This window comes from Streptomyces sp. NBC_00203 (genome assembly GCF_045206325.1).
Classification (GTDB): domain Bacteria; phylum Actinomycetota; class Actinomycetes; order Streptomycetales; family Streptomycetaceae; genus Streptomyces; species Streptomyces lutosisoli.
Genome location: NZ_CP108126.1, coordinates 1,927,952 through 1,954,928 on the forward strand (window position 1 = coordinate 1,927,952; position 26,977 = coordinate 1,954,928).

24 protein-coding genes are annotated in these 26,977 nt (G+C 70.4%); 6 read left to right on the forward strand and 18 right to left on the reverse strand.

What is annotated here, in order from left to right; genetic code table 11:
• Positions 1-36: 36 nt before the first annotated feature.
• The 9 genes from cobA to OG975_RS09020 form a co-directional block, all read right to left on the reverse strand.
• Positions 37-1,281 carry a uroporphyrinogen-III C-methyltransferase gene (gene cobA, locus OG975_RS08980; RefSeq protein ID WP_406328600.1) on the reverse strand — a complete coding sequence of 415 codons (1,245 nt, stop codon included), beginning with the start codon at positions 1,279-1,281 and terminating at the stop codon, positions 37-39.
• A gap of 244 nt (positions 1,282-1,525) precedes the next feature.
• Positions 1,526-5,299: a nicotinate-nucleotide--dimethylbenzimidazole phosphoribosyltransferase gene (cobT, locus tag OG975_RS08985; RefSeq protein ID WP_406328602.1), complete on the reverse strand. Its 3,774-nt coding sequence runs from the start codon at positions 5,297-5,299 to the stop codon at positions 1,526-1,528.
• Positions 5,300-5,644: 345 nt separating this feature from the next.
• Positions 5,645-6,856 (reverse strand): precorrin-6y C5,15-methyltransferase (decarboxylating) subunit CbiE, encoded by a 1,212-nt coding sequence (gene cbiE, locus OG975_RS08990; protein WP_406328603.1) that lies wholly within the window; start codon positions 6,854-6,856, stop codon positions 5,645-5,647.
• Between the two features lie 206 nt (positions 6,857-7,062).
• The gene (locus OG975_RS08995) at positions 7,063-7,701 is read right to left on the reverse strand and encodes a GNAT family N-acetyltransferase (protein ID WP_330303238.1); all 639 of its coding nucleotides are present in this window, start codon (positions 7,699-7,701) and stop codon (positions 7,063-7,065) included.
• Between the two features lie 179 nt (positions 7,702-7,880).
• Positions 7,881-8,714, reverse strand: a complete 834-nt coding sequence (locus tag OG975_RS09000) for a MetQ/NlpA family ABC transporter substrate-binding protein (RefSeq protein ID WP_406328604.1) — start codon at positions 8,712-8,714, stop codon at positions 7,881-7,883.
• 38 nt (positions 8,715-8,752) lie between these two features.
• Positions 8,753-9,583: a MetQ/NlpA family ABC transporter substrate-binding protein gene (locus tag OG975_RS09005; RefSeq protein WP_406328606.1), complete on the reverse strand. Its 831-nt coding sequence runs from the start codon at positions 9,581-9,583 to the stop codon at positions 8,753-8,755.
• A gap of 98 nt (positions 9,584-9,681) precedes the next feature.
• On the reverse strand, positions 9,682-10,431 hold the full coding sequence (locus tag OG975_RS09010) for a methionine ABC transporter permease (protein WP_406328608.1): 750 nt from the start codon (positions 10,429-10,431) through the stop codon (positions 9,682-9,684).
• Positions 10,428-11,462, reverse strand: a complete 1,035-nt coding sequence (locus OG975_RS09015) for an ATP-binding cassette domain-containing protein (protein ID WP_330303242.1) — start codon at positions 11,460-11,462, stop codon at positions 10,428-10,430. Before OG975_RS09015 ends, OG975_RS09010 begins: the two co-directional genes overlap by 4 nt.
• A gap of 378 nt (positions 11,463-11,840) precedes the next feature.
• Complete coding sequence (locus OG975_RS09020) at positions 11,841-12,488, reverse strand: HAD family hydrolase (protein ID WP_406328610.1); 648 nt, start codon at positions 12,486-12,488, stop codon at positions 11,841-11,843.
• Between the two features lie 64 nt (positions 12,489-12,552).
• Here OG975_RS09020 and OG975_RS09025 point away from each other — a divergent pair, with 64 nt between their 5' ends.
• The 3 genes from OG975_RS09025 to OG975_RS09035 are packed head-to-tail and all read left to right on the forward strand — an operon-like array spanning position 12,553 to position 13,728.
• Positions 12,553-12,870, forward strand: a complete 318-nt coding sequence (locus tag OG975_RS09025; RefSeq protein WP_406328612.1) for a hypothetical protein — start codon at positions 12,553-12,555, stop codon at positions 12,868-12,870.
• A gap of 50 nt (positions 12,871-12,920) precedes the next feature.
• On the forward strand, positions 12,921-13,280 hold the full coding sequence (locus OG975_RS09030; RefSeq protein WP_330303245.1) for a hypothetical protein: 360 nt from the start codon (positions 12,921-12,923) through the stop codon (positions 13,278-13,280).
• Position 13,281: 1 nt separating this feature from the next.
• Positions 13,282-13,728, forward strand: coding sequence for a hypothetical protein (locus tag OG975_RS09035; protein WP_406328614.1), 447 nt, complete (start codon positions 13,282-13,284; stop codon positions 13,726-13,728).
• A gap of 23 nt (positions 13,729-13,751) precedes the next feature.
• Here OG975_RS09035 and OG975_RS09040 read toward each other — a convergent pair whose 3' ends face one another.
• From OG975_RS09040 to OG975_RS09050, 3 genes are all read right to left on the reverse strand, one after another.
• Positions 13,752-14,255, reverse strand: a complete 504-nt coding sequence (locus OG975_RS09040; protein ID WP_327427349.1) for a GNAT family N-acetyltransferase — start codon at positions 14,253-14,255, stop codon at positions 13,752-13,754.
• Between the two features lie 58 nt (positions 14,256-14,313).
• Entirely contained in the window at positions 14,314-14,808 is a 495-nt protein-coding gene (locus OG975_RS09045; protein ID WP_406328616.1) for a sigma-70 family RNA polymerase sigma factor, read from the reverse strand.
• Positions 14,809-14,882: 74 nt separating this feature from the next.
• Complete coding sequence (locus tag OG975_RS09050) at positions 14,883-16,076, reverse strand: glycerophosphodiester phosphodiesterase (RefSeq protein ID WP_406328617.1); 1,194 nt, start codon at positions 16,074-16,076, stop codon at positions 14,883-14,885.
• A gap of 309 nt (positions 16,077-16,385) precedes the next feature.
• Here OG975_RS09050 and OG975_RS09055 point away from each other — a divergent pair, with 309 nt between their 5' ends.
• The gene (locus OG975_RS09055; protein WP_406328618.1) at positions 16,386-17,138 is read left to right on the forward strand and encodes a lysophospholipid acyltransferase family protein; all 753 of its coding nucleotides are present in this window, start codon (positions 16,386-16,388) and stop codon (positions 17,136-17,138) included.
• Between the two features lie 97 nt (positions 17,139-17,235).
• On the opposite strand, the gene OG975_RS09060 is transcribed toward OG975_RS09055, so the two are convergent.
• From OG975_RS09060 to OG975_RS09080, 5 genes are all read right to left on the reverse strand, one after another.
• The gene (locus OG975_RS09060; protein WP_406328619.1) at positions 17,236-18,774 is read right to left on the reverse strand and encodes an MFS transporter; all 1,539 of its coding nucleotides are present in this window, start codon (positions 18,772-18,774) and stop codon (positions 17,236-17,238) included.
• Positions 18,771-19,322, reverse strand: a complete 552-nt coding sequence (locus tag OG975_RS09065) for a TetR/AcrR family transcriptional regulator (RefSeq protein ID WP_406328620.1) — start codon at positions 19,320-19,322, stop codon at positions 18,771-18,773. Before OG975_RS09065 ends, OG975_RS09060 begins: the two co-directional genes overlap by 4 nt.
• A 160-nt stretch (positions 19,323-19,482) precedes the next feature.
• Entirely contained in the window at positions 19,483-20,454 is a 972-nt protein-coding gene (locus tag OG975_RS09070) for an aldo/keto reductase (protein WP_406328621.1), read from the reverse strand.
• A 154-nt stretch (positions 20,455-20,608) separates the two neighbouring features.
• Positions 20,609-22,042 (reverse strand): argininosuccinate lyase, encoded by a 1,434-nt coding sequence (gene argH / locus OG975_RS09075; protein WP_406328623.1) that lies wholly within the window; start codon positions 22,040-22,042, stop codon positions 20,609-20,611.
• A gap of 330 nt (positions 22,043-22,372) precedes the next feature.
• Positions 22,373-23,566: an argininosuccinate synthase gene (locus tag OG975_RS09080; RefSeq protein ID WP_406328624.1), complete on the reverse strand. Its 1,194-nt coding sequence runs from the start codon at positions 23,564-23,566 to the stop codon at positions 22,373-22,375.
• Between the two features lie 268 nt (positions 23,567-23,834).
• Between OG975_RS09080 and OG975_RS09085 the strand changes: the two genes are divergently transcribed.
• Positions 23,835-24,674 carry a hypothetical protein gene (locus OG975_RS09085; protein WP_406328626.1) on the forward strand — a complete coding sequence of 280 codons (840 nt, stop codon included), beginning with the start codon at positions 23,835-23,837 and terminating at the stop codon, positions 24,672-24,674.
• Positions 24,675-24,812: 138 nt separating this feature from the next.
• Complete coding sequence (locus OG975_RS09090) at positions 24,813-25,400, forward strand: pyridoxamine 5'-phosphate oxidase family protein (RefSeq protein WP_406328627.1); 588 nt, start codon at positions 24,813-24,815, stop codon at positions 25,398-25,400.
• Positions 25,401-25,488: 88 nt separating this feature from the next.
• Here the strand turns inward: OG975_RS09090 and OG975_RS09095 are convergent, their stop codons facing one another.
• Positions 25,489-26,937, reverse strand: coding sequence for a sensor histidine kinase (locus OG975_RS09095; protein WP_406336211.1), 1,449 nt, complete (start codon positions 26,935-26,937; stop codon positions 25,489-25,491).
• Between the last annotated feature and the right edge of the window lie 40 nt (positions 26,938-26,977).

Here is a 26,977-nt window from a genome sequence, read left to right on the forward strand (position 1 = left end):
GTGCCAACGGCTGGGAACGGGTTCGGTTACCCGTGGTTACTCGGAAGTCTTCAGCGAGCTGTGCACGCCCACGTTCACGACTTCGCCGATGACGATCACCGCCGGGGGCTTCACGTCCTCGGCGCGTACGGTCTCGGCGACCGTCGCCAGGGTCGCGTCGACGCGGCGCTGGGCGGCGGTCGTACCCTCCTGGACCAGGGCGACGGGGGTGTCGGCCGGCTTGCCGTGCGCGACAAGGGTTTCGGCGATCTTGCCGATCTTGTCGACGCCCATGAGGACGACGAGGGTGCCACGCAGCTTCGCCAGCGACGGCCAGTCCACCAGGGAGCGCTCGTCGTCCGGGGCGACATGGCCGCTGACCACGGTGAACTCATGTGCGACACCCCGGTGGGTGACCGGGATACCAGCCGCGCCCGGGACCGAGATCGAGCTGGAGATGCCGGGAACCACCGTGCAGGCGATGCCCGCCTCGGCGAGCGCCTGGGCCTCCTCCATGCCACGGCCGAAGACGAACGGGTCGCCGCCCTTCAGCCGTACGACGGACTTGCCCTGCTTCGCGTGCTCGATCAGCGCGTTGTTGATGGCCTCCTGGGCCATGAAACGGCCGTACGGGATCTTCGCCGCGTCGATCACCTCGACGTGCGGCGGGAGTTCGGCGAGGAGGTCGCGCGGGCCGAGGCGGTCCGCGATGACCACGTCGGCCTCAGCGAGCAGACGGCGGCCACGGACCGTGATCAGGTCCGGGTCACCGGGGCCGCCGCCGACCAGGGCGACACCGGGGGTGCGGGTGCGGTGGTGCGGCGCCACCAGGGTGCCGTCGCGGAGGCCCTCCACCACGGCGTCGCGGATCGCGGCGGTGTGGCGGGGGTCGCGTCCCTTGGCGTTCGTGGTGAGGACAGCGACCGTCACGCCCTCGCTGTGGCCCGTCGCCGGGGTCCACGCCGTGGCCGCGTCGGCGTCGTCCGAGCGGACGCACCAGACGCGGTGGCGCTCCGCTTCGGCCGAGGCGTCCGTGTTCGCCTTGGAGTCGCTGGTCGCGATCAGGGCGTACCAGGCGTCGGCGAGGTCGCCGTCCTCGTACGGGCGCTTCGTCCAGGTGATCTCGCCCGCGTCGGCCATCGCCTCGACGGAGGGGGTGGCCTCCGGCGATACGAGATTGATGTCCGCGCCTGCCGCGATGAGGGACGGGAGGCGGCGCTGGGCTACCTGGCCGCCGCCGAGGACGACTACGCGGCGGCCGGTGAGGCGGAGGCCTACGGGGTAGGCGGGGTGTTCGGCCATGGAGGTGCGGCTCCTCGTGCGGGGCTTTGCTGGGCGGGGCCCCTACGGCTCTGGAGTGGCCCCTGACATGCGGATTTTAGGATGCGGGGCCGGTGGGGGGCTGGGGTGGGTGGGGTTTCTTTCCCCAAGCCCGCCCCTTCCCGAAACCGGGGGCTTTGCCCCCGGACCCCCGTTCGTCTGCGGGCCGTGGGCGGCTGTGCCCACCCGTTCCGCCCTGCGGAACGACTGCCCACAGCCCTCGGGCCTACTTTTCAGTTACCCCTGCCGAATCGAACGTCGCCACCTCGTGCATCGCCCTCGCCGCGCTCTGGACCACGGGCAGGGCCAGCAGCGCGCCCGTGCCCTCGCCGAGGCGGAGGTCCAGGTCGACCAGGGGGCGCAGGCCCAGCTTGTTCAGAGCGGCCACGTGGCCCGGTTCCGCGCTGCGGTGGCCCGCGATGCAGGCGGCCAGGACCTCGGGGGCGATGGCGCGGGCGACCAGGGCCGCGGCGCCGGCGCTCACGCCGTCCAGGATCACCGGCGTACGGAGGGAGGCGCCGCCGAGGAGGAGGCCGACCATGGCGGCGTGTTCGAGGCCGCCGATGGCCGCGAGGGCGCCGATGGGGTCGGCGGGGTCCGGCTGGTGGAGTTCGATGGCGCGGCGCACGACCTCGGTCTTGCGGGCCAGGGTCTCGTCGTTGATGCCGGTGCCGCGGCCCGTCACCTCGGACGGGTCGGTGTCCGTGAAGACGGAGATCAGGGCCGCCGACGCCGTGGTGTTGGCGATGCCCATCTCGCCGGTCAGGAGGGCCTTGTTGCCTGCCGCCACCAGGTCGCGGGCCGTCTCGATGCCCACCTCGATGGCCGCGATGACCTCCTCGCGGGACATCGCGGGACCCGTGGTCATGTCGGCGGTGCCCGCGCGGACCTTGCGCGGGAGGAGGCCCGGGGTCGCCGGGAGGTCGGAGGCGACGCCCACGTCGATGACGCAGACCTCGGCGCCCACCTGGTTGGCGAACGCGTTGCAGACCGCGCCGCCGCCCAGGAAGTTGGCCACCATCTGGGCGGTGACCTCCTGCGGCCACGGGGTGACGCCCTGGGCGTGCACGCCGTGGTCGCCCGCGAAGATCGCGACGGCCGCGGGCTCCGGGATCGGCGGCGGGCACATCCGCGACAGGCCCGACAGCTGCGCGGAGATGATCTCCAGCATGCCGAGCGCGCCCGCGGGCTTGGTCATCCGCTTCTGGCGCTCCCACGCCTCTCCGAGCGCCTTGGCGTCCAGCGGGCGGATGTTGGAGACCGTCTCGGCGAGCAGGTCGTGCGGCTCCTCGCCGGGCAGCGCGCGACGGCCGTACGTCTCCTCGTGCACGACCCACGACAGCGGGCGGCGCTTGGACCAGCCGGCCTGCATCAGCTCGGGCTCGTCCGGGAACTCGTCGACGTAACCGACACACAGGTAGGCGACCACTTCGAGGTGCTCGGGCAGGCCCAGGGCTCGGACCATCTCGCGCTCGTCGAAGAAGCTGACCCAGCCGACGCCGAGGCCCTCGGCACGGGCCGCGAGCCAGAGATTCTCGACCGCGAGCGCGGAGGAGTACGGCGCCATCTGCGGCTGGGTGTGACGGCCCAGGGTGTGACGGCCGCCGCGGGTCGGGTCGGCGGTGACGACGATGTTCACCGGGGTGTCGAGGATGGCCTCGATCTTCAGTTCCTTGAACTGCTTGGCACGGCCCTTGGGCAGCGACTTCGCGTACGCCTCACGCTGGCGGGCGGCCAGTTCGTGCATCGACCGCCGGGTGTCGGCGGAGCGGATGACGACGAAGTCCCAGGGCTGGGAGTGGCCGACGGACGGCGCGGTGTGCGCGGCCTCCAGGACACGGAGCAGCACGTCGTGCGGGATCGGGTCACTGCGGAAGCCGTTGCGGATGTCGCGGCGCTCGCGCATCACGCGCAGCACGGCCTCGCGCTCGGCGTCGTCGTAGCCGGGGGCCGCCGGGCCGGTGGACTCTCGTACGTCTTCCACTGCGGCCGTGCTCTCTTCCTGGTCGGCGACCTGGGTGTCCAGGTCCTCCGCTTGCTGTGCGACTACTACGGGCTCCGGCTCCGCGGCGAGCGGTTCCGGCACGGGCAGTGCCTCGGGGCTGGTTTCGGCTCGCGGTTCGGCTGCGGCTTCGGCTTCTCTGGGCGCCGGTACGACCGCTGGAGCGATCGGCTCCGCTTCCGCGGCGGGCGTCTCCGGAGATTCCTCGACGGTCTCCTCGGTGATCGCCTCGACGGTCTCCCCGGCGATCTCCTGAGTGGGGGCGGGTGCCACCACGATCATCTCGTCCGCGGGCTCCTCGGCCACGGGCTGCTCCTCCGCGGGGAGGGGCGGCACGATCATGGCGTGCGGCGGGGTCGGGGCCAGGTGCGGGGTCGTGGGCACCGTGCCCTCCACGGGCACGAACTCGCCGAGGGGCTGGTCCGCGTGGGGCTCCAGGGGGGTGCCCGGGAGTCCGGAGGCGCCGGTCGACCCAATGGCATCGGGGAAGTGCTGCTCGCCGTGGGGCCAGTCCGCGGATGCCTGGGGGGCCTCCTCGTGCGCGGCCACACTCACCGGGACGCTGTGCAGCGCCTCGGCGGCGCCGTTCTCGGCGAAAGCGGCCGGGGCCGCGAACTGCTGGGCCTGGAAGGCTTCGAGGCCGGGCACCGACTGGCCGTGCGAGGCATCCGCGGAGAGCGCGGGCTGCGCGGCCTCGGGAGCGGACGCGACGGCTGCCGCGAGCGACTGCGGGGCCTCCCCGTGAAATCCCGCGGATCCCACGTCCGCGAACTGGGCGGCCGGTTCCGGGATGTGGACACCGGGGTCCGCGAACTGGGCGGCCGGGGCGGCGACGTGAGCCGCCGGCTCGGCCGGGTCGACTCCGTACGCGCCCTGGTCGGCGAAGTGCGGCGGGGCCGCGTGCCCCGCCTGCGGGGCGTGTGCGGGCGCGAGGTCCGGAACCGGAGCGAGGTTCTGCGCGGGCGCCACGTGCTCGACGTCCGACAGGATCGGTGCCGGGGCGGCCTCGTGCGCGGATGCGTGGGCGCCGTCCGCATGCCCGGCGTGCCCGTTGCCCTCGGTGTCGTCCGTCGCCTGGAAGGCGTGCGGAACCTCCGGGGCCACCGGGAAGGGCGTCGCGTCCGGAGTCTGCGGGACCTGCGAGCCGTCCAGGACGATTGCGGTCTCGGGAGCCTGGGCGCCTGCCGGTTCCTGGGGGGCCGGCGAACTCTCCGCGACCTGGAGTGCCTGGGGTTCGGCAGCCGCCTCCGCGACCTGAGCCTGCGCCTCCTGACCCTGTGCCTGGGCAGCGGGCGCGAGTCCCGGGGCCTCGGCGGACTGGGCCGCCTCGGCGACCGGCGCGGCCTCGGCCGGCGTGATGGACTCGAGCGCCGGTCCCGGCTCCGGGACGACCGTTTCTGCAACCCCCGCGTCGGACTCCACGGGCGGTGCGCCCCGCGGGACCGCGCTCTGCGGCGGAATCTCACCGAGCTGCGGCACATCGAGGTACTCGGGCCCGATCGTCGGCGGACCCGCGTGCCGTACGGGAGTTACCGGGGCGGCGATCACGGGATCGGCCACGGGCGACGGGGTGACGGGAGCGGGGCTCACCGGGGCACCCGCCGGGCCGCGGTCGGCCAGCGAGCGCACCGGGCTCGCGGAGCCGTCCGGTGTCGGCGGGCCGAGGTGCAGCGGGCGGCGCGGCGTCATCGGCTGCGGGGCGGGCGCCAGGTTCGGCGCGCGGACGGAGCCGAGGTCGACCGCGCCGCTGTCGCGCCCGGCCATCTCGTGCGGGCCCGGCTCGTGGAGGAAGGGCATCGGGGCCGGCGGCGGCACCTCGTTGCCCCACGCGCCCTGGGCTCCCGGGGCGCCCGGCATCAGAAGCAGGTCGTCGTCCTCGGCGGGGTTCTCGGAGGGGTCGAGGAAGGTGTACGCGCCCGGCGCGGTGACGCCCGGCTGCTCCACCATGCCTGCGTTCTCCGGCAATCCCTCGCCCGGGACCTGGCCGGTGTCGGTCATGCGTACCCCTCGCCCATCGGTTAGTGCTTCCAAGTCCAGCTCGCCCGGAACGGCGCACCGACCGCCCCACTGTGAAGAACGAGCGTGCGTGCCCAGCGGCACGAACGACCCGCCAACAAAGACGACAAAGCCATTAACTGGCATTGTCCCGGTCGTCCCGCCCTCGCGACAGCTTGATCCGCGAGCGCCCGCTGTGGACTGCGCCACGTTGCGCGTCCTCCGGTTCTGCCGTACCACACACGCCTCAAAACGGGCGCGTTTTCCGGACATTGACCGACGAAAGGCCGATCACCCGGGAGCGGTACAACGATCGGCCAGCCTACCGCGCGCAGTACGACAACAGGATCACGGGGCGCGATCCGGCAAACGGCCGCTGAGCAGGAACGCGACGCTCCGTTCCTTCTCCGTCCAGGCCCTTGTATCGAGTTCGACGGACTGAATGAGCGCGCACTCGACCTGGTAGCCGTGCTCCGTCAGGTCCCGGCCGATGAGTTCGGCCGCGTCGCGGGTCGCGGCGTGCGTCACGATGCGCTGCGGACGGCGGTCGGCGACGGCCGAGACCACCTCCACTCCCCCGCCTCCGACGCGTACGACATCGGGTTCGGGGAGGTTCTCCAGGACGTGCGGCGCGGTGCCGTGCACGATCTGCATCTGGACGCCGAAGCGGCGGGCGGAGTCCTCGGTACGGGCGCAGCAGCCCGGGTTGCGGTCGACCGCGATGACGGCGGCGCCGGTGCGCGCGGCCTCGGTGGCGAAGGCGCCGCTGCCGGAGCCGATGTCCCAGACGAGGTCACCGACGCGCGGGCCCAGGCGGGCGAGTTGGGCGGCGCGCAGCAGATCCGTTTCGCCTTCGCCGAGCGCACCGCCGTACGCCTGGGCGGGCAGCGCCCAGCCGCGCGGTCCGGTGCCCGGGTCGCGGCCGGCGATCCAGCCGCCGTCCTCGGCCGTGGCCACGAAGCCGCCGATGACAATGACGACGTTGGGGTCGCGCCAGGTGTGGTCGGCGGCCTTGTCGGAGGTGAGGATCGTGACCCGCTCGGCCGCGGTGCCGAGTTCCTCGCAGATGACGAAGGTGCGGTGCACTCCTTCGAGGAGCAGACCGAGTTCGGCGGGGCCTGCCCCGGGCGAGGTGAGGACGGCGACCTTGGTGTGGGCGCGGCATACATTCACCGCGCGTCGCAGGGTGCGGCGATGTGCGACGACCACCTGTGCGTCGTCCCAGGGCATACCGGCGCGGGCGAAGGCGGCGGCCACCGAGGAGACCGCGGGCACCACTTCGACCTCCAGGCCGAACTCGCGGCTCCGCAGGGTGCGGACGACGCCGAAGAAGCCAGGGTCTCCGTCGGCGAGGACGACGGCGGTACCCCGGTGGCTCGCGATCCGGCGGGCGGCGAGGCCGACGCTGCCGAGGCGGATGCGTTCGGCGGTCGCGGGCACCTCGGGGAGTGCGAGGTGGTGGGCCGCGCCGGCCACCAGCGTGGCAGCACCGAGTGCGGAGCGCGCCGCGGCGGTCAGTGGCGAGCCGTCCCAGCCGATCACCGTGACCCGGTCGGCCATCGTCGTCAGTCTCCAGAAGGTTTTCGCAGGTCGTCAGGGGCAGCCCATGGGCGGGCTCCGTGAGGGTACCTGGTGCGGCCCGGGCGGCGCCGCGACGGGCTCCGGCGGGTGGGAGCGGTCCCGCGGGTTCCGTCACGGGGCTTCCGGGGCCCGTACCGAAGACTCCAGTGGCCCCTGGGGCGCCCTGTGTGAGGCTCCCGTGGTGCTCAGTTCCAGTCGGAGAACGACGTGAAACCGCCGCTGTCGGCGAACTGCTCACCGACGCCGTCGAGGTCCTCCGGCAGCAGGCTCCACACGATGAAGTCGGTGCGCAGGTCGACCCAGGTCCCGTCCTCGGTGCGGGTGCGCGCTATGCAGGCGTTGCGCAGCACTCCCTCGCTGATGCAGCCGATCTTCTGGGCGACCTGCTGCGAGGCGGTGTTGTCGGCCGCCGTACGCAGTTCGATGCGCTCGAACTTCTGGTCGCCGAAGAGCCATTGGGCGGTGGCGAGCGCCGCCTCGGAGGCGTAGCCCTCGCCGCGTGCCCAGGGGGCGATGATGTACGAGAGTTCGGTGGACCGCACATGCCAGTTCGTCTTGCCGAGCTGGATGATGCCGACCAGGCGCTGGGTGAGGAACTCGGTGACGGCGAGGTCGAGTCCGCGGCCCTCCGCGCGCTCCGTGGGCGCGTACTCGGTGATCCAGGTGCGGGCGCCGTCCTCGGTGAAGGGCTGGGGCACCGACGTCCAGGCCGCCACCATCTCGTCGTTCATCATCTCGGCCAGGGCGGGTACGTCGTCCTCGTCGAGCGCGCGCAGGACCAACCGCTCCGTACTGATGGAGATGTTGGGGAAGGTGCTCGTCATGCGCCGCTCCGTATCCGTCGGGGACTTCGGGCCCTCGGAAACCGTCGGGCCCGCTGAACTGCCCAGCATGCAGCATGAAACCACTGAACCGCACAACGGGGCCCTCCCCCACTGCCTTAAGGGCGTGGGGGACCCCCACCGGGTAATGGAGTGGACCCCGTGCGGTAACTGGGCGGCCGTCAGCCGGAGGTGACCGGCAGGACCGAGCCCTTGTACTTGTCCTCGATGAACTTCTTCACCTCGGACGAAGTGAGGAGCGTCGCGAGCTTCTTGACCCGCGGGTCGTCCTCGTTGCCCTTCTTGACGGCCAGGAGGTTCACGTAGGGGTTGTCCTTCGCGGACTCCAGGAGGATCGCGTCCTGGGCGGGGCTGAGGCCCGCGTCCTGGGCGTAGTTGTTGTTGATGACCGCGGCCGTCACGTCGTCGAGCGAGCGCGGCAGCTGAGCGGGATCCAGCTCCTTGAACTTCAGGTGCTTCGGGTTGGCCGTGATGTCCGCCGGGGACGCGGTCGTTCCCGCCCCCTCCTTGAGCGTGACCAGGCCCCTGGAGGCGAGGAGTTTGAGGGCGCGGCCCTCGTTGGTGGTCTCGTTCGGCACGGCGACGGTGGCTCCGTCGGCGAGCTTCGCGATGTCCGTGATCTTCTTCGAGTACACGCCCATGGGCGGCAGGTACGCCTTGACGACCGACACGAGATCGGTGCCCTTGGACTTGTTGAACTCGTCCAGGAACGGCTGGTTCTGGTACAGGTTCGCGTCGAGCGTGCCCTCCTGGAGCGCGGTGTTCGGCAGGACGTAGTCCGTGAACTCCTTGATCTCCAGCTTGAGGCCCGCCTTCTCGGCGAGGTCCTTCTTGATGTACGACAGGACCTCGCCGGCCGGGACGGCGGTGGCGCCGACGACCAGGGCGTCGTCGTCACCACCCCCGCCGCCGGAGCCCGAGCCCGAGCCGCAGGCGGTCACGCCGAGCCCGAGTGCCAGTGCGGCGGCCGCCGCGGACATGACGTGCATGCGCATCGCGTTCTCCCCCTCGGAACTTCTGGACCGACTGTCGACTAGAAGGACGGAATGACGGAGCCGGCGTACTTGTCCTCGATGAACTTCTTCACCTCGGGCGAGGTGAGGAGCTTGGCGAGCTTCTTGACGCGCGGGTCGTCCTCGTTGCCCTTCTTGACGGCGAGGAAGTTGCCGTACGGGTTGTTCGTCGCGGACTCCAGGACGAGGGCGTCCTTGGCGGGCTTGAGGTCGGCCTCGATGGCGTAGTTGCCGTTGATCACCGCGGCGTCGACGTCGTCCAGGGAGCGCGGGGTCTGGGCCGCCTCCAGCTCCTTGAACTTGAGGTTCTTCGGGTTCTTGGTGATGTCCGCGGGGGTCGCTTCGTTGCCCGCACCGTCCTTGAGCGTGATGATCCCGTTGGCGGCGAGCAGCTTGAGGGCACGGGCCTCGTTGACGCTGTCGTTCGGGACGGCGATCGTCGCGCCGCTCTTCAGGGCGTCGGCGCTCTTGACCTTGTGGGAGTAGAGGCCGAGCGGCTCCAGGTGCACCGTGACGACGGGCACGATGTGGGTGCCGTTCTTCTTGTTGAAGTCGTCGAGGTACGGCTGGTTCTGGAAGTAGTTGGCGCCCACGGAGCCGTCCTCGGTCGCCGTGTTCGGCGTCACGTAGTCCGTGAACTCCTTGACCTCCAGGTCGAGGCCCGCCTTCTTCGCCAGGTTCTTCTTGACGAAGTTCAGGATCTCGGCGTGCGGGGTCGGGCTCGCGGCGACGATCAGCGGACCGCTGGTGTCGGAGGAGGCGGAGTCCTTGTCCGAGCCGCAGGCGGTGAGCCCGAAGGTGAGGGCTCCGGCGGCGAGGACGGCAGTGGTGATCTTGGTGGTGTTACGCACGAAAAGTGCCTTTCCATGTGGTGGAGCGCCCCGCGTTGGGTGGTGCGGGGAAATCTGCGGGTGGGAAGCGGGTGGGAGACCGGGAGACCCGGTCAGGCTCAGGCGGCCTTGCTCACCTCGGCCGTGGCCGCTTCCGCGGCGGGGGCCTTGGCCTTGAGCAGCCTCAGCTTCGGCGCGGCACCGGAGTGCCCGCCGCGGCGGTGCAGCTCTCGGGCGGTGTAGTCGCCGGCGAACTGGATGACGGAGATGACCACGGCGAGGATGGCCACGGTGATCCACATCAGTCCGGTCTCGAAGCGCTGGTAGCCGTAGCGGATCGCGATGTCGCCGAGGCCGCCGGCGCCGACCGTGCCGGCCATCGCCGAGTAGCCGATGAGGGCGACGATCGTGGTGGTCGCGGAGGAGATCAGCGACGGCAGGGACTCGGGTACGAGAACCTTGCGGACGACGGTCCAGGTGTTGCCGCCCATCGACTGCACGGCCTCGACGAGCCCGCCGTCCACTTCGCGGACAGCCGTCTCAACGAGGCGTGCGAAGAAGGGGATTGCCCCGATCGCGAGCGGCACGATGGCGGCCTCGCGGCCGATCGTCGTACCTGTGATGGTGCGCGTGAAGTTCATCAGCGCGACCATCAGGATGATGAACGGCATCGAGCGGGCGATGTTCACGACCTGCCCGATCACCTTGTTCGCGAGGACGTTCTGGAGGAGTCCGCCGCGGTCGGTGAGGACCAGCAGGATGCCGAGCGGGAGACCGCCGACGATCGCGATGAGGGTGGACCAGCCGACCATGTAGAGCGTGTCCCAACACGCCTGGGACAGCAGCGGCTGCATCTCGGACCAGGTCACTTGGCACCTTCCTTGACCAGTACGGGCTCCTGGCCCTGAATGTCGATCTGCAGGCCCTGCTCGCGCAGGAATCCGATCGGCACGACGTTGTCCTCGTAGCGGCCGGGCAGTTCGATGCGCATCCGGCCGACCTGCTTGCCCGCGACGGTGTCCATCGCGGCGCCGAGGATCGAGATGTCGATGTTGTACGTGCGCGAGAGCTGCGAGATGACGGGCTGGGTCGCCGCCTCGCCGTGGAAGGTGACGTCGATGACGGTGCGGTCGTCGCCGGTGGCGTCGCCGCTGACCGGGAAGAGCGCGGAGGCCAGTTCGGAGCCGGGCGTCGCGAGCAGTTCGCTGACAGTGCCGGACTCGACGATCCGGCCGTTCTCCATGAGGGCGGCCGAGTCGCAGATGGTCTTGACGACGTCCATCTCGTGGGTGATGAGCAGGACGGTCAGGCCCAGCTGCCGGTTCAGGTCGCGCAGCAGCTGGAGGATGGAGCGGGTGGTCTCCGGGTCGAGGGCGCTGGTCGCCTCGTCGGAGAGCAGCACCTTCGGGTCGCCGGCGAGGGCGCGGGCGATGCCGACGCGCTGCTTCTGGCCGCCGGAGAGCTGGGCCGGGTAGACCTTGGCCTTGTCGGAGAGGCCGACCAGGTCGAGGAGTTCGAGTGCCTTGCGGGAGCGCTCCTTGCCGGAGACGCCGAGGATTTCGAGCGGCAGCTCGACGTTGTCCTGGACGGTGCGCGAGGACAGCAGGTTGAAGTGCTGGAAGACCATCCCGATGTGGCTGCGCGCCTTGCGGAGTTCCCTGCCCGCGCGCGGCCCGCGGCCGGCGAGGGCGGTGAGGTCCTGTCCGGCGACGGTGACCGTGCCGGAGGTGGGACGCTCCAGGAGGTTGACGCAGCGGATGAGCGAGGACTTGCCGGCGCCGGACTGGCCGATGACGCCGTACACCTCGCCTTCGCGGACGTGCAGATCGACGCCGTCGAGGGCGGTCACTTCACGGCCGCGCGAGCGGTAGACCTTGGTGAGGCCCGTTGTCGTGATCACTGGGGTATTCCGTCACTGTCGAGTGCGGGGCGTGGGTGTGCGCCGGGCACGGGTGCATTCGGTCGGGAACGCGGCACGGTTCTCGCGGTGGCGATGGAACCGGAGGTATCCGGGGGGAGAACTTGTGCGCGGGGCAGCCCGGTCACGTACGCGGTACGGACACAGGGCGCGGCGATCCCGCTTCGGGGCGCGGGATCAGGCGGTGGTGCAGGGGCCCTCTAGAAGGCGCACATTCGACACATACAACGAGCACCGGGCGTCATGGTCGCCTCGGTCGCAAGGATGCGGCTGCTCGTCGTGGTCATGGGATCAAGTAAAGCAGAACCACAGGTGGAGCCTGCCACCACTGTCCGCTATGCGGACAGTGGTGGACGCCTTTCAGTCGCGGACGGAGATCTCCACTCCGGTACGCGTGACCAGTACGGACAGGGCGGAGAGGTCCTTGACCACGAGGTCGGCATCCAGCTCGTGGGCCTGATGGGTTGTGGCCAACGCCACGGTGGTCATCCCGGCGGCGCGGCCCGCCTGGAGCCCGGCGGGGGCGTCCTCGAAGACGACGCAGCGGGCCGGGTCGACGCCCAGTTCGCGGGCGGCGAGGAGGTAGGGCTCGGGGTCGGGCTTGCCGCGGGTGATGTCGTCGGCGGCGATCATCGTCTTGGGACGGATGCCGACCTCGTCGAGCCGCGCCTCGGCCAGCCGCCGGGTGGCGGAGGTCACCACGGCCCAGCGCTCGGCGGGCAGGGAGTCGAGCAGCGCCAGGGTGCCGGGCAGCGCCTCAACTCCGCCGGGTACGTCCTCGACCTCCAGCTGCTCGATCCGCGCGAGGGCCTGCGGGACGATGCCGGCGGGCAGCAGGTCGGCGGCTATCTCGACGGCGGGCCGGCCGTGCAGTTCGATCCGGGCGAAGTCCTCGGCCGTGATGCCGTACTCCCGCGCCCATCGGGTCCAGCACCGGTTCACCGACGCCAGGGATGAGACGAGCGTTCCGTCGTTGTCGAACAGAAGGGCTTCAGCGTGGATCTTCATGCCGTCGACCCTACGGGGCTGCCGGAACTTGCCGGACGGGACCACCGGCGTCGATCCTCCTGGCATGAGACCCGAAGTGCAGGCCTTCGCGACCGCCGGGCCGCTGCCCGACTGGGACGCCGACGAGGACGAGATCGACCGGCGGGTGCGGCAACTGGAGGCGATCACGCGACCTGTCACGGCCGAGGAAGCCGGAGCGCTGGTGGGCTGCTTCGGGCCGGACGACTGCTACGGCGTCGCGTGGACATTGCTGCATCTCATCGAGACCGGCCCGAACCCGGTACTCACCGACCGGCCCGCGCCCGACGCCAACGAGTGGCACCACACACTGTGGCGGCGGGCCGCGAACGCCGGGCTCGTCGCCGACGAGACGACCGCCTGACGGCCGGGGGCGAGGGCACCGGGTCTTTTGGGTCGTAATAGGGTCGCGGCATGCTTGATGCCCTGACGGTTGCCACCGCCGTCGCCGCGCTCGCGCTCGCCGCCTGGTGCGGCTGGGCCGCCTACCGTGATCAGCCCACGAAGGACTGGCACTTCATCGGCATGGCCGTGGTGTCGCTGCTCGCCGCGGTTCAGCTGGTGATCGGCATCGTGCAGCTGGCGCGTGGGGAGAAGGCGGAGCAGGGCACGACGATCTTCGTGGCGTATCTGCTCGGCGCCTTCGCCTGTGTTCCGGCCGTGGGCTTCATGTCGCTGGCGGAGCGCACCCGCTGGGGTTCGGTCACGGTGGCGGCCGGCGGAATCGTCCTCGCCGTCCTTGAGGTGCGGCTCTATGACATCTGGGGAGGCTGAGATGACGGCCACGGAGGAGAACGGGATCGTGCCCGGCGAGGCGCGGAAGAAGCGGACGCGACTCATCAGCGGCCCGGGCATGCTGCTGCTCTGGCTGTACGGCGTGATGGTCGTCGGCGCGGTCTCGCGGTCCGCCGTGCAGATCTCGACGGAGTTCGACAAGGCGCCGCTCGCCTACTCGCTGTCCGCGGTCGCGGGTGTCGTCTACGGCTTCATCACGTACTCGCTCGTTCGCGGCGGCGAGACGGCCCGCAGGGCGGCGCTGGTGTGCTGCGCCGCCGAGCTCGCGGGTGTGCTGATCGTCGGGACCTGGACGCTGGTGGAGCCGTCCGCCTTCCCCGACGCCACGGTGTGGTCGGACTACGGGATGGGCTATCTGTTCATCCCGGTGCTGCTGCCGCTGTCGGCGATGTACTGGCTGCGCAAGGCCCGTACGGCCGTCCGGTAAGACATACGGGCGCTCGGTGAGCGCTATGCGCTGGCCGCGAGCGCGCCCGCGTCGGCGCCCTTCGCCAGGGTCACCAGGGTGAGCCGCTCGTCGACCTGTTCCCGGGAGACCGGCGCGTAGCCGTGCTTGCGGTACAGGCGCAGGTTGCGCTCGCTGCGGTGGCCGGTGAAGAGCTGGAAGGACTTGGCCGCGCCGTCCGCGCCGAGTTGTGCCTCGATCGCGGCGAGCAGACGTCCGCCGAGGCCGTGGCTCTGCATACGCGGGTGGACGATGAGCTTGTTGATGCGGGCCGTGCCGTCGGCGTCCACCGCGCCGCGGACCGAGGCCACCACCTCTTCTCCGAGCCGGGCCACCAGGACGGTGCCGCCCGCCAGTTCCGCCCTGAGGGAGTCGAGCGGCTGCGTGAGCGGCTCGATGCCGTAGTCGCCGTACAGCTCGGCCTCGCTCTGGTAGCAGAGGTACTGCAGCTTGAGGATCTGCTCGGCGTCCTGCTCGGTCGCCGCCGAGATGGTCACGCTCATGCCCATGTGTGCATACCTCCCGCTCACCTGTTCCACCGGTCGTCCCTCACTCCTATCCCCGCCGTCAGCGAGCCGCAACCTCCACCGTGAGCAATCGACGCAGACATCCCAGACATCTGGAGCGTTCCGGACCAAGACTGCCCTGTGAGATACCCAACTCCCCCGCGATCTCCCGGTAGGTGAGGTCATCCGGGGAGAGCAGCGCCGCCATCAGGCTCGGGCAACGGCCGGGCAGCCGGCGCACCGCGGCGTGCAGCGCGCGACGACGGTCGGCGGTCATCGCCTGCTGCTCGGGGCCGGGCCCGCGGTCGTCGGCGGGTTCGGCGGCGTAGGGCAGTTCGATGCGGGCCGTACGGCGGCTGCGGCGGGCCTCGGAGCGTACGGCGCGGCGCACCCACCCCTGCGGGTCGACGGGCGGGCCGCCCGCGTCGAGTCGCTCCAGGAGGCGCAGCCAGACGGCCTGTTCCAGATCGCTCTGCTCGGCTCCGGACGCATATGCCTCGGCCGAGGCCTCGGCGGCGAGGAGCGGGCGCAGCGTGGCAACCATGTCGTGTGTCATATGCGGCACGACGCGGCCGCCCCGGCGCGAGGTTGCCGAGGCGGCCGACTGTCACCCCAACCGGGGTGGCGGGGTCATCCGTTGACGAAGTCCGCGCGGGCGAGCACCGCGGTGTCCGCGTTGTCGGAGAAGACACCGTCGATGCCGGTCGCGAAGTATGTCTTGAACGCGCCGAAGACGTCGCCGTACGCGGTCGGGTCGGTGCCCTTGCGGAAGTTCGCGGGCAGGAAGGGGTTCTCGTTGCGCATGGTGTACGGGTGCAGGATCAGGCCCGCGTCGTGCGCGTCGTCGACGAGCGTGGTCGGCGTGAGGAGGGCGCCGCTCGCGTCCTTCGGGATGACCAGGTCGAGGGTCGGGCCGATGCCCTGCGCGTACGAGGCGATCTCGGCGAGGCCCTTCGGAGTGATGAGGTCGGCGACCGTGCGCGGGTCGCCCGCCTCCACGAAGTCCCAGGGGCGGGTGCTCGCGGCGGAGAGCAGCACGACGAGCGGGTTGCCGACCAGCTTGTTCAGGCGCTGGATGCTGCTCGGCTCGAAGGACTGCAGGATGACGGGCGAGTTCTTCTTGTCCTTGCCGTACTTGCGCAGCAGCCCCGCGACCCGCTCCTCCAGGCCGAGGCCCAGCTTGCGGAAGTAGGTGGGGTGCTTGGTCTCGGGGTAGATCCAGACCTGCTTGCCGCGCTTGCGGGTCTGCTCGTCCTGCCAGCGGAGCACCTCTTCGAACGTGGGGATCTCCCAGCGGCCGTCGTAGAGGGTGTTGTGCGGGCGGTTGGCCGGGATGCGCTCGACAGCGCGCAGGGTCTTCAGCTCGGCGAGCGTGAAGTCCTCGGTGAACCAGCCGGTGACGGCGACCCCGTCGAGGGTCTTGGTCGTCTTGCGGCCGGCGAACTCGGGGTGCGCCGAGACATCCGTGGTCCCGCCGATCTCCGGCTCGTGACGGCATACGAGGTGGCCGTCCTTGGTGGGCACCAGGTCGCCCGCCTCGACGACGTCCGCGCCCAGGTCGAGGGCCAGCTGGTACGAGCCGAAGGTGTGCTCCGGCCGGTAGCCGCTGGCCCCGCGGTGCCCGATGACGGTGGGCTTGGGCAGGCTCCGGTAACCACCGGAGGAGCTGCCGCCCCCTTGCCGCTCGCCGGCTCTCGCCGCGCCGGGCAGTCCGAGGACGGCTCCGCCGGCCCCGAGCACCGCGGCCCCGAGCAGGGCTCGCCGCGCCGTGCCCCACTCCTGTCCGTTCGACTCCTGCGACTCGTGCGACTGCTGCGCCCCCATGAGCGCTCCTCCCGCCGTAGTGCCCCCGCGTGTCAAAGCGGGACGATCGTAGGTGCCCTCCCATGACGGGAGGGAGACCTGCGGTCGAACACGTGGGTGACCCTGGATGTCGTACGGAATGCGGAATGTGACGGTCCGTCGGCTTCGAAGCGAGAGGGGCGGGTAGGCGGTCGGCGAGGACGCTTTCACCCGTTCGCCAGGTGCGACGCGCGATGTCCGTCACATCGTGTCGCCCGCATGTCGGCCGCCCACTGGCGCGCCACCGCAGGTAAACCTGCGTCAACAGTGCGTATCCAGTCGGTGAACCCGATGTGCAATCACCCGGGGGCCGCGAGTATCGTCCTCACCTGCACAGACTTCCATACCGATCCCTTGACACCGGAGGGCCCGTTGTCCCGCTTCGCGCTCATCAAGGCAGTGCTCGGACCGATCATGCGCCTGATGTTCCGCCCACGGGTGGAGGGCGTGGAGCACATCCCGGGTGACGGTCCGGTCATCCTGGCCGGCAACCATCTCACGTTCATCGACTCGATGATCATGCCGCTCTTCTGCGACCGCCAGGTCTTCTTCATCGGCAAGGACGAGTACGTCACCGGCAAGGGCGTCAAGGGCCGCCTGATGGCCTGGTTCTTCACCGGCTGCGGCATGATCCCGGTCGACCGGGACGGCGGCCGCGGCGGTGTCGCGGCGCTGATGACCGGCCGCCGGGTGCTGGAGGAGGGCAAGGTCTTCAGCATCTACCCGGAGGGCACCCGCTCCCCCGACGGCCGGCTCTACCGTGGCCGTACGGGTATCGCCCGGCTGGCCATGATGACCGGCGCGCCCGTCGTCCCGTTCGCCATCATCGGCACGGACAAGATCCAGCCCGGGGGTGCGGGTATGCCGCGGCCGGGTCGTGTCACGGTTCGCTTCGGTGAGGCCATGGAGTTCTCGCGGTACGAGGGTATGGACCGTGACCGGTATGTGCTGCGGGCCGTGACCGACTCGGTGATGACTGAGGTCATGCGGTTGTCGGGGCAGGAGTATGTGGACATGTACGCCACGAAGGCCAAGGCCGCGTAGGCGCGCAGCGGAAGGGGAAGACCGCACAGCGCCGTTGGGCATCTGCCGTTCGGCGTGTGCGGCTGCTCGTGGGTTGCTCGCGCAGTTCCCCGCGCCCCTATCGGGGCGCCTCCTCGAGTCCCGTTTCCAACCTCTGTCCTTTCAGCAAGAACCATGCCGCCGCCGCTGTGGCGAGGAGCACGATCGCTCCGCCGCCCGACGCGAGGGTGAGGCCGTCGACGAAGGACTCGCGGGCCGCGTTGAGCATGGGCTCGGAGGTGTGGGCCGGCAGGCCCTTTGCCGCCTCGCGCGCGCCGCCCAATGACTCATGGGCCTCGGCCGGGGTGCCCGCCGGGCCGGTGAAGCCCGCGTAGACGCCGGTGACGATGGAGCCGAGCAGGGCGATGCCGAGGGCGGCGCCCAGTTCGTACGCCGTTTCGGAGACCGCGGACGCGGCGCCCGCCTGCTCCTTGGGCACGCTGGAGAGGATCACGTCGGCGGTGACGGTGAACGAGAAGCCCGCGCCGATGCCGACGAACAGCAGCGCGGCGCCGAGCAGCGGGTAGCCGGTGGACTGGCTCAGCAGGGTGAGCGCACCGAGCGCCAGGCCCACCGCGGCGAGACCGCCGGTGACCACGGCTCGCACCGAGAACCGCCGGGCGACCGAGCCCGCGACCAGACCCGTCGCCACCGCGCCCACGGCTGCGGGGACTTCGGCGAGCCCGGCCTCGAACGGCCCCCTGCCCTGCACGAGTTGCAGGTACTGGGAGAGGAAGAAGACGAGCCCGGACATACCGAGGACGGTGAACAGGTCGGCGAGCACCGCTCCGGAGAAGCCCCGGTTGCGGAACAGCCGTACGTCCAACAGCGGTGCGGGCAGCGTGAGTTGACGTCGTACGAACCAGTACAGGGCGGCGGCACCGAGCAGGCCCGCGGCCGTCGGCTCCCAGGCGAGCCCGTGCGCGGCGGCCTCCTTCACCGCGTACACGACGCCGATCACTCCGACGAGCGAGAGCGCGACGCTGGTCAGGTCCCACGGGCCGCGGCTCGGGCTCTTCGACTCGGGCAGCAGCTTGATGCCGACGAGGACGAGGACGACCATCACGGGGAGGTTGATGAGGAAGACGGAACCCCACCAGAAGTGTTCGAGCAGAAGACCTCCGACGACCGGGCCGACTGCCGTACCGGCCGAGGCGGTTGCGCCCCAGATGCCGATGGCGAGGCTGCGCTCGCGCGGGTCGTGGAAGATGTTGCGGATCAGGGCGAGCGTGGCGGGCATCAGGGTGGCGCCCGCGACACCGAGCAGCGCCCGCGCCAGGATCATCAACTCCGGTGTCGTGGCATAGGCGTTGAGCACCGATATCAGGCCGAACGCGGTGGCGCCGACGAGCAGCAGCTTCTTGCGGCCGATGCGGTCGCCGAGGCTGCCCATGGAGACGAGCAGACCGGCGATGACGAACGAGTAGACGTCACCGATCCACAGGAGCTGCGTGCCCGAGGGCTTCAAGTCCTCGCTGATGTACGGGGTCGCGAGGCCGAGGACGGTCGCGTCGACGGCCACCAACAGCACGGCGAGGACGAGGACGGAGAGCGCGAGCCAACGGCCCGGGCGCTTCTCCACCTCCGTCGCGACAGCCGGCTGCAGGGTGCTGGTCATGGTTCCTCTCTCCTTAGTGCGCCGCCGAGCAGCAGCTCGACGATCATGTAGTGGAAGTCCTTGGTGGCGACCCGGCCTTCGGTCACGGCCCACGCCCCCGAGGCCATCAGCCCGTAGAGCGCTTCGGTGAGCCAGGCCGGGGTGAGGTCGATGCGGAACTCGCCGCTGTCCTGGCCGCGCCGGAACAGCGCGGCGATCCGGGCGTCTATCCGCGCCCAGCCCTCGTTCTGCTCCTCGCCCTCGAACAGCTGGTTCTCGGTGTAGAGGAAGGCGAGCAGGCCGGCCGCCTTCTCCAGCTCCTTCACCAGACGGCGTACGGCTTCTTGGGCTGCGCCCTCGTCGGGGCGGGCGGCGTCCAGGGCCGCCTCGCACTCCTCGATTCCGAGCGCCTCCAGCGCCCGTACGAGTGCGTCGCGCCCCGCGAACTGGCGGTGCAGTGTGGCCCGGCTGATCCCGGCCGCCTTGGCGACCTCGTCCATGGTGGCGGTGGATTTGCGGGTGAGCAGGGCGGCTGCGCTGCGCAGCACGTGTTCGCGGTCGACAGCCATGAGACAAGCATAGACCATGTGAGACATCATTGTCTCACCAGACTCGCGAGAGTCTCACACCCTCCTTGCTTGCGGTGTCTCTTAGTGCCCCCCTGTTCACGGGGAGGGGCTTAGCGCTCACTGTTCACGGGGGGCTCGGTGCCCCCACTTCACGGGGCGCTCAGTGCCAGGGCAGCTGTCCGCGTCGCTCCCAGTACGCACGCGGGTCCTCGGCCAGGGCCGCGAGCCGGGACAGCTGGTCGTCGTCGAGGTCGACGACCGCCGCGTGCAGGTTCGAGGCGAGCTGGCCCGCGGTGGCCGCGCCGGACAGCACGACGCCCGCCCAGGGCTGCCGCAGGATCAGCGCGAGGGCCACGGCGTCGCAGCCCAGGGTGGTCTCCGCGGCGATGGCCTTCAGCGCGTCCGGCGCATGAGGATCCGCGAGCCGGCCGTTGGCCATGCCCTCCTTGACGATCACCGTGAGTCCGGCGTCATGGGCCTCGGCGAGCGCGGGCGCGGCCGAGGTCTCCAGCACGTTGTAGGTGGACTGGACGGTACGGAAGAGGGGCTCGCCCTCGACCGTCACGGCGAGCGCGGCGCGGATGGCGTCGGCCTGGGCGGGCCCGCTGGTGGAGAAGCCGATGGAGAGGCCCTGCGCGGCAGCTTCGGCGAGCTTGGCGTGGAGTTCCTTGTCGGTGAGGGCCGGGCTGTCCGGGGTCAGCGAGTGGATCTGGTAGAGGTCGAGCCGGTCGTCGAGCAGCTCGGCCGTCTCGGCGCGCTGCCGCTCGTAGGTGGCGACACTGTGGTCCTTGACCTCGTGCGCCTCGGCGTCGGTCCGCCAGTCCGCCGTGTAGGTATAGCCCCATTTGCTGCCGACCACGACGTCGTCGATGTCGGGCCTGCCGCCCAGCCAGTCGGCGAGGAACTCCTCGGAGCGGCCGTAGGACCGGGCGACGTCGAAGTAACGCACACCCTGGGCGTAGGCGGCTTCGAGGAGCTCGTGGGTGCGGGCGCGCAGCGTTTCGACGCTGCGATTCTCTCCGAGGTCATGGTCTCGACCGAGGTTGATGTAACCCGGGCGGCCTACTGCGGCGAGGCCCAGGCCGATGTGGCAGGTGGGCGTCGTGGCGGTCGCGAGACGGGCGAAGGGCATCGCGGGCTCCGTTCGGTCGGCTCCGGTGCGGCTCCTGACCAACGTAACCCGCGATGACCTCCGCCTCAGCGCTCGGTCGGTGCGGTGATTTGGCGGGTGCGGGATTGTGGGGGTTGCTCGCGCAGTTCCCCGCGCCCCTTTCGGGGCGCTTCCCTTACCGCTTCTCTTTGGCCGTGGCCCACGCGTGCTGGGCCGCCACGTCCGTCTTCACCTCGGCCAGCTGGATCGCGACCGCGCTCGGGGCCGTGCCGCCTCGGCCGTCGCGGGACGCCAGGGCGCCGGGGACATTGAGGACCGACCGCACCTCCGGAGTCAGGTGGGCGCTGATCTTCGCGAACTGCTCGTCGGTCAGACCGTCCAGCTCGATGCCGTCGGCCTCCGCCACCTTCACGCACTCGCCGGCGACCTCGTGCGCGACGCGGAACGGCACGCCCTGCTTGACCAGCCACTCGGCGATGTCGGTGGCGAGCGAGAAGCCGGCCGGGGCCAGCTCCTCCATGCGCTCACGGTTGACGGTCAGCGTGGCCATCATGCCGGTGAACGCGGGGAGCAGGACCTCCAGCTGGTCGCAGGAGTCGAAGACCGGCTCCTTGTCCTCCTGGAGGTCACGGTTGTACGCGAGCGGGAGGGCCTTGAGGGTCGCCATCAGGCCGGTGAGGTTACCGATCAGACGGCCCGACTTGCCACGCGCCAGCTCCGCGATGTCCGGGTTCTTCTTCTGCGGCATGATCGACGAGCCGGTCGAGAACGCGTCGTGGAGGGTGACGAAGGAGAACTCCTTCGTGTTCCAGATGATGACCTCTTCGGCGATCCGGGAGAGGTTGACGCCGATCATCGCGGTGATGAAGGCGAACTCGGCGACGAAGTCGCGCGAGGCCGTGCCGTCGATGGAGTTCGCGACGGAGCCGTGCTCGAAGCCGAGGTCCTTCGCGACCGCCTCCGGGTCCAGGCCGAGCGACGAACCGGCCAGCGCGCCCGAGCCGTACGGCGACACGGCCGTCCGCTCGTCCCACTGGCGCAGCCGCTCGGCGTCCCGGGACAGGGACTGGACATGCGCGAGGACGTGGTGGGCGAAGAGCACCGGCTGAGCGTGCTGGAGGTGCGTACGGCCCGGCATCGCGACATCCGGGTGCGCCTCGGCCAGACCGATCAGCGCGTCCTGGAGCTCGGCGATCAGACCACCGATGATGCGGGCGTGGTCGCGCAGGTACATGCGGAAGAGGGTCGCGACCTGGTCGTTGCGGGAGCGGCCGGCGCGCAGCTTGCCGCCGAGGTCGGGGCCGAGGCGCTCCAGCAGTCCGCGTTCCAGGGCGGTGTGCACGTCCTCGTCGGCGATGGTGCCCACGAAGGACCCGTCCGCGACATCGGCTTCGAGCTCGTCGAGGCCCGCGATCATCCGCGTCACCTCGTCCTCCGTGAGGAGGTTCGCCTTGTGCAGCACGCGCGCGTGGGCGCGTGATCCGGCGATGTCGTACGGCGCGAGACGCCAGTCGAAGTGGACCGACGCGGACAGCTTGGCCAGGGCCTCGGCGGGACCGTCGGCGAAACGGCCGCCCCAGAGCCGTACGTCTCCGCTGTTGCTGCTCACTTGCGTGCTCCTAGAAGACATGGATGTTGATGTGCCAGTGCCTCCCCACCTGTGAGTGAGGAGGCGGCCAATCGGATTAGCCAAACGTAACCACTCCGTGGCAGAGTGTCACGCGCACGCCCGGCGCCCAGGCGACGTCGGGCACCCTCCTCGGCGAGGTCGCAAGACCTCACCGACCAGCGTCCGGAGGGACGTGCCACGCGGACTGACGGCTCCTGCCATTCAGCACCAGGGCACGAAGGCGATTGGCTCACATCCTGAGCAATATTCAGGCTCTCTGGCCGATCAGAGACGCTAGTGCGTGGGAGGTTTGCGCCGGGCGGACCTGGCTTACGCCTGGTCCCGCTTGGCGGCGATCTTCGACGACAGGCTGTAGATGTCGATGAAGCCCTTGGCCGCGGCCTGGTCGAACGAGTCGCCCGTGTCGTACGTCGCGAGGTTGAAGTCGTAGAGCGAGGTGTCGGAGCGCCGGCCGGTGACGACCGCGCGGCCGCCGTGCAGGGTCATCCGGATGTCGCCGTTGACGTGCTGGTTGGCCTCGTTGATGAAGCCGTCCAGGGCGCGCTTGAGCGGGGAGAACCACTGGCCGTCGTAGACCAGTTCGCCCCAGCGCTGCTCGACCTGCCGCTTGTAGCGGGCCAGTTCGCGCTCGACGGTGACGTTCTCCAGCTCCTGGTGGGCCGTGATGAGCGCGATCGCGCCCGGAGCCTCGTACACCTCGCGGGACTTGATGCCCACGAGCCGGTCCTCGACCATGTCGATCCGGCCGATGCCCTGGGCGCCGGCGCGCTCGTTGAGCTGCTGAATGGCCTGGAGCACGGTGACGGGCTTGCCGTCGATGGCGACCGGGACGCCCTCCTTGAAGGAGATGACGACCTCGTCGGCCACGCGTGGGGTGGCCGGGTTCGAGGTGTACTCGTAGATGTCCTCGATCGGCGCGTTCCAGATGTCCTCCAGGAAGCCCGTCTCGACCGCGCGCCCGAAGACGTTCTGGTCGATGGAGTACGGGGACTTCTTGGTGGTGGCGATCGGGAGCTGCTTCTCCTCGCAGAAGGCGATCGCCTTGTCCCGGGTCATCGCGTAGTCACGGACCGGGGCGATGCACTTGAGGTCGGGGGCGAGGGCGACGATGCCGGCCTCGAAGCGGACCTGGTCGTTGCCCTTGCCGGTGCAGCCGTGGGCGACCGTGGTGGCGCCGTGCTTCTGGGCGGCGGCGACGAGGTGCTTGACGATCGTCGGGCGGGAGAGGGCGGAGACCAGCGGGTAGCGGTCCATGTAGAGAGCGTTGGCCTTGATCGCCGGGAGGCAGTACTCGTCGGCGAACTCGTCCTTGGCGTCCGCGACCTCGGCCTCGACGGCACCGCAGGCGAGCGCGCGCTTACGGATGACGTCCAGGTCCTCGCCGCCCTGGCCGACGTCGACCGCGACAGCGATGACCTCGGCGCCCGTCTCCTCGGCGATCCAGCCGATGGCGACGGAGGTGTCCAGACCGCCTGAGTAGGCGAGTACGACGCGCTCGGTCACGGGTTTCTCCTCACACTGCATTCGCTGACATGCATGAGTATGCAGCACTCTGCATGATTCGTCAATCGAGGGGCCGTCAGGGCAGGGGTGCCGGGGCGGGGCGCCGGGAGCGGCCGATTCGAAAATCTCAGCGGTGATTGAACGCAGGAAATCGCTTTCCCGTACTTCCCCCCGAACGCAGGCGCCGCGTTTGTACACCCGCTCGTACACCCGCTTCCCGTGCACCCAACTTCCCGTGCACCCACTCCTGACCAAGTGAGGCTTCCGCATGTCCAGGGCCCTTCCGAAGTACAACAAGCGCCGCGTCGTGATGATCGGCGGCGCCGCCGCAGTGGTGCTGTCCGGAGCGGTGATCGCCGGCAACGCCTTGGCCGGGGAGACATCCAAGAGCGGCGCGCAGAACGCCACGACGAAGGCCGCGTCCCCGGGCACCGTGAACTGCCCGGCCGTCGCGCCGAGCCTGCCCGCGATCCCCGCCTCCGCCAAGGCCGAGGTCGACCGCAACCTCACACTGCTGAACACCCAGATCTCCGAGGCCAACAAGCGGCTCGTCGACACGGTCGGCCAGGGCGGACCGAACTTCATCCAGAACGCGATCCTCGGCCCCCTCAAGGACAAGCGGGTCGCCACGATCAATCGCATCGCCACGGCCATCGGGCGCACCGCGGCCAAGCCGCAAGGTCTGGACGCGCTCGCCCCGTGCACGCTGAACGCGGTGGGGGGTGCCGCCGCCGCGACGCCGACCGCGAGCGCGAGTGCCGCGGCGACCGCGCAGGCGAGTGGCGCCGCCGGCACCGCGAGCGGCTCGACCGCCGCCGGCACCATCAGCTGCCCGGACGTCGCGTCGAAGTTGCCGGCGATTCCCGCCTCCGCGAAGGCCGAGGTCGACCGCAATCTGGCGCTGCTGAACACCCAGATCTCCGAGGCCAACACGCGACTGGTGAACACCGTCGGGCAGGGCGGACCGAACTTCGTCCAGAACGCGATCCTCGGTCCCCTGAAGGACAAGCGGGTCTCCACCATCGACCGCATCGCCATCTCCATCGGGCGCACCGCGGCCAAGCCGCAGGGCCTGGACTCGCTCGCCACCTGCACGCTCAACAAGTGACGGACGGCGCATGACGGACTCCGTGGCCGCCCCGCGCGCCGGCCGGGGTGGCCACGGAACCGTCGACCACAGAACCGTCGGCCACGGAACCTTTAATTCCTTAGACGGGCGAACGACTTTCCTCAATAATCGTTAGACATGGGAAAGACCTATGAGCGCATAGACGGCAGACTGCGTACGTTCATCGAGGCGCAGCCCCTCTTCTTCACCGCGACCGCGCCCCTGTCCGGGGACGGCACGGTCAACCTCTCCCCCAAGGGAGTCACCGGTTCGTTCGCCGTGATCGACGAACTGACCGTGGCCTATCTGGACTTCGCCGGAAGCAATGCCGAGACCATCGCGCACCTGAGGGAGAACGGCCGGATCACCCTCATGTGGTGTGCGTTCCAGGGGCCACCGAACATCGTGCGGGTGCATGGGCGTGGTGAGCCGGTCTTCCGTGACGATCCGCGCTTCAAGGGGCTGCTCGGTCACTTCCCTTCCATCGACCCGACCCCGCACGGTCTGCGCGCGATCATCGTCGTGACTGCCGAACTTGTTCGGGACACCTGTGGCTATGCGGTGCCGTTCATGTCGTATGACGAGGATCGTGATCTGCATGCGAAGCGGTTTGCTCGGGAGGACGACGTCTCGCTGAGCGAGTACTTCACGAAGAAGGATCACGTGGCTACGAGCCTGGATGGGTTGCCTGGGTTGCCGCTTCCGTTGCCGCCGCGTTCGGTTTGAGCAGCGTTCTGTTGTCTTTTGGGTGCGGGTTGTACGTGGCTGGTCGCGCCCGCGCGGCGGAGCCGCACATGTCACAGCCCCGCGCCCCTTAAGGGGCGCTTCCGTCGCCGTCGGTCGGCAGTCGGACCGTGAACCTCGTCGCCCCCGGGCGGCTCTCCAGGGTGACCGTTCCGCCGTGAGCCTCCACCACCGCCGCCACGATCGACAGGCCCAGCCCCGCGCCACCGCCCGCGCCACCGGTGCGGCGGCGATCGGCTCGGGTGAAGCGTTCGAAGACGCCAGGCTGGACGTCCTCCGGGACTCCCGGGCCGTCGTCGTGGACCGTCAGGACGGCCGTCGTGTCGTCGACCTCCAGTGACACCGTGACCTTGGTGTCAACGGGTGTGTGCAAACGTGCGTTGGCCAACAGGTTGGCCAACACCTGTTGGAGTCGGTGTGCGTCGCCCGTCACCGTGACCGGCTCCTCGGCGAGCTCCAGGGTCCAGCGGCGGTCGGGGCCGGCGGCTCGTGCGTCGGTGACCGAGTCGAGGACGAGGTGGGTGAGGTCCACGGGGAGCTGTTCGAGGGGGCGGCCGGCGTCGAGGCGGGCGAGCAGCAGCAGGTCGTCGACCATCTCGCCCATACGGGCCGACTCGGCGGCGATGCGTTCCAGGGCGCGGGTCACCTTGGGGGGCACCGGGCCCGGGTGCAGCAGCGCCAGTTCCGCGTGGCCGCGGACCGAGGCGACCGGGGTGCGCAGCTCATGGCTGGCGTCGGCGGCGAAGCTGCGCAGCCGTTCCTCGCTCGCGTGCCGCTTGGTCAGCGCGTCCTCGACATGGCCGAGCATGCGGTTGAAGGCACCGGCGACACGGCCCACCTCGCTGCGCGGATCGGACTCGGGCGCGCGCGGCGGCAACGCCACCTCGCCGCTGGCGAGCGGGAGTTCGCTGACCCGGGTGGCGGTAGCGGCGACCCGGCTCAGCGGGCGCAGCGACCAGCGCACCCAGAAGGCTCCGGCTATACCGGCGATCGCGAGGGCCGCGCCGAAGACGGCGGAGGCCACCAGCTCCAGACGGTGGACCGCGGCCGTGACCGGCTCCATCGGCAACCCGGTGATCAGGACGTCACCGTCGAGTCCCCGCGCCGCCATCACGCGGTACTCGCCCACCCCTGTCAGACAGATGGTGTGTGCCCTGCCGTCGGCCGGGACTCCGGTGAGGGCCTTCCTGTCGGCGGCTGTCACGTTCACGTTCTGGGCGGTCGCGTTGGTGCCGGAGGGTACGACCGACGCGTTGGTCACGTCCCCGCCCAGCAGCCGGGCGCCGAAGGTGCCGGTGCTCTGCTTGCGGGTGTCGCCATGTTCGTCGCCGTCGTGGTCCGACTTCGGTGTGGCCGTCGGGTGCTCAAGACTCGCGGGGAACCGCACTCCCACGTCGCGCAACTGCTGGTCGAGGCGCCCGGTGAGGAAGCCGTTCAGTTCGTACACGGCGGCCACCCCGACGGCGGCGCAGCTGACGGCGAGCAGCACCACGAGCCCCGCGGTGAGCCGGGCCCGCATCGTGCGCGGGCGCGGCAGCCTTCGCACGCCCGCTCCCAGC

Bases quoted from the DNA above. Each gene is read 5' to 3' on its own strand.
- OG975_RS09060 (WP_406328619.1), bottom strand. From the start codon at position 18,774: ATGACCAGCACCCTGCAGCCGGCTGTCGCGACGGAGGTGGAGAAGCGC.
- OG975_RS09035 (WP_406328614.1), top strand. From the start codon at position 13,282: ATGACGGCCACGGAGGAGAACGGGATCGTGCCCGGCGAGGCGCGGAAG.
- OG975_RS08995 (WP_330303238.1), bottom strand. From the start codon at position 7,701: ATGACGAGCACCTTCCCCAACATCTCCATCAGTACGGAGCGGTTGGTC.
- OG975_RS09020 (WP_406328610.1), bottom strand. From the start codon at position 12,488: ATGAAGATCCACGCTGAAGCCCTTCTGTTCGACAACGACGGAACGCTC.
- OG975_RS09025 (WP_406328612.1), top strand. From the start codon at position 12,553: ATGAGACCCGAAGTGCAGGCCTTCGCGACCGCCGGGCCGCTGCCCGAC.
- cobT (WP_406328602.1), bottom strand. From the start codon at position 5,299: ATGACCGACACCGGCCAGGTCCCGGGCGAGGGATTGCCGGAGAACGCA.
- OG975_RS09055 (WP_406328618.1), top strand. From the start codon at position 16,386: ATGTGCAATCACCCGGGGGCCGCGAGTATCGTCCTCACCTGCACAGAC.
- OG975_RS09065 (WP_406328620.1), bottom strand. From the start codon at position 19,322: ATGGCTGTCGACCGCGAACACGTGCTGCGCAGCGCAGCCGCCCTGCTC.
- OG975_RS09040 (WP_327427349.1), bottom strand. From the start codon at position 14,255: ATGGGCATGAGCGTGACCATCTCGGCGGCGACCGAGCAGGACGCCGAG.
- OG975_RS09090 (WP_406328627.1), top strand. From the start codon at position 24,813: ATGGGAAAGACCTATGAGCGCATAGACGGCAGACTGCGTACGTTCATC.
- cobA (WP_406328600.1), bottom strand. From the start codon at position 1,281: ATGGCCGAACACCCCGCCTACCCCGTAGGCCTCCGCCTCACCGGCCGC.
- OG975_RS09050 (WP_406328617.1), bottom strand. From the start codon at position 16,076: ATGGGGGCGCAGCAGTCGCACGAGTCGCAGGAGTCGAACGGACAGGAG.
- OG975_RS09045 (WP_406328616.1), bottom strand. From the start codon at position 14,808: ATGACACACGACATGGTTGCCACGCTGCGCCCGCTCCTCGCCGCCGAG.
- OG975_RS09095 (WP_406336211.1), bottom strand. From the start codon at position 26,937: ATGCGGGCCCGGCTCACCGCGGGGCTCGTGGTGCTGCTCGCCGTCAGC.
- cbiE (WP_406328603.1), bottom strand. From the start codon at position 6,856: ATGGCCGACCGGGTCACGGTGATCGGCTGGGACGGCTCGCCACTGACC.
- OG975_RS09070 (WP_406328621.1), bottom strand. From the start codon at position 20,454: ATGCCCTTCGCCCGTCTCGCGACCGCCACGACGCCCACCTGCCACATC.
- OG975_RS09000 (WP_406328604.1), bottom strand. From the start codon at position 8,714: ATGCGCATGCACGTCATGTCCGCGGCGGCCGCCGCACTGGCACTCGGG.
- OG975_RS09085 (WP_406328626.1), top strand. From the start codon at position 23,835: ATGTCCAGGGCCCTTCCGAAGTACAACAAGCGCCGCGTCGTGATGATC.
- OG975_RS09030 (WP_330303245.1), top strand. From the start codon at position 12,921: ATGCTTGATGCCCTGACGGTTGCCACCGCCGTCGCCGCGCTCGCGCTC.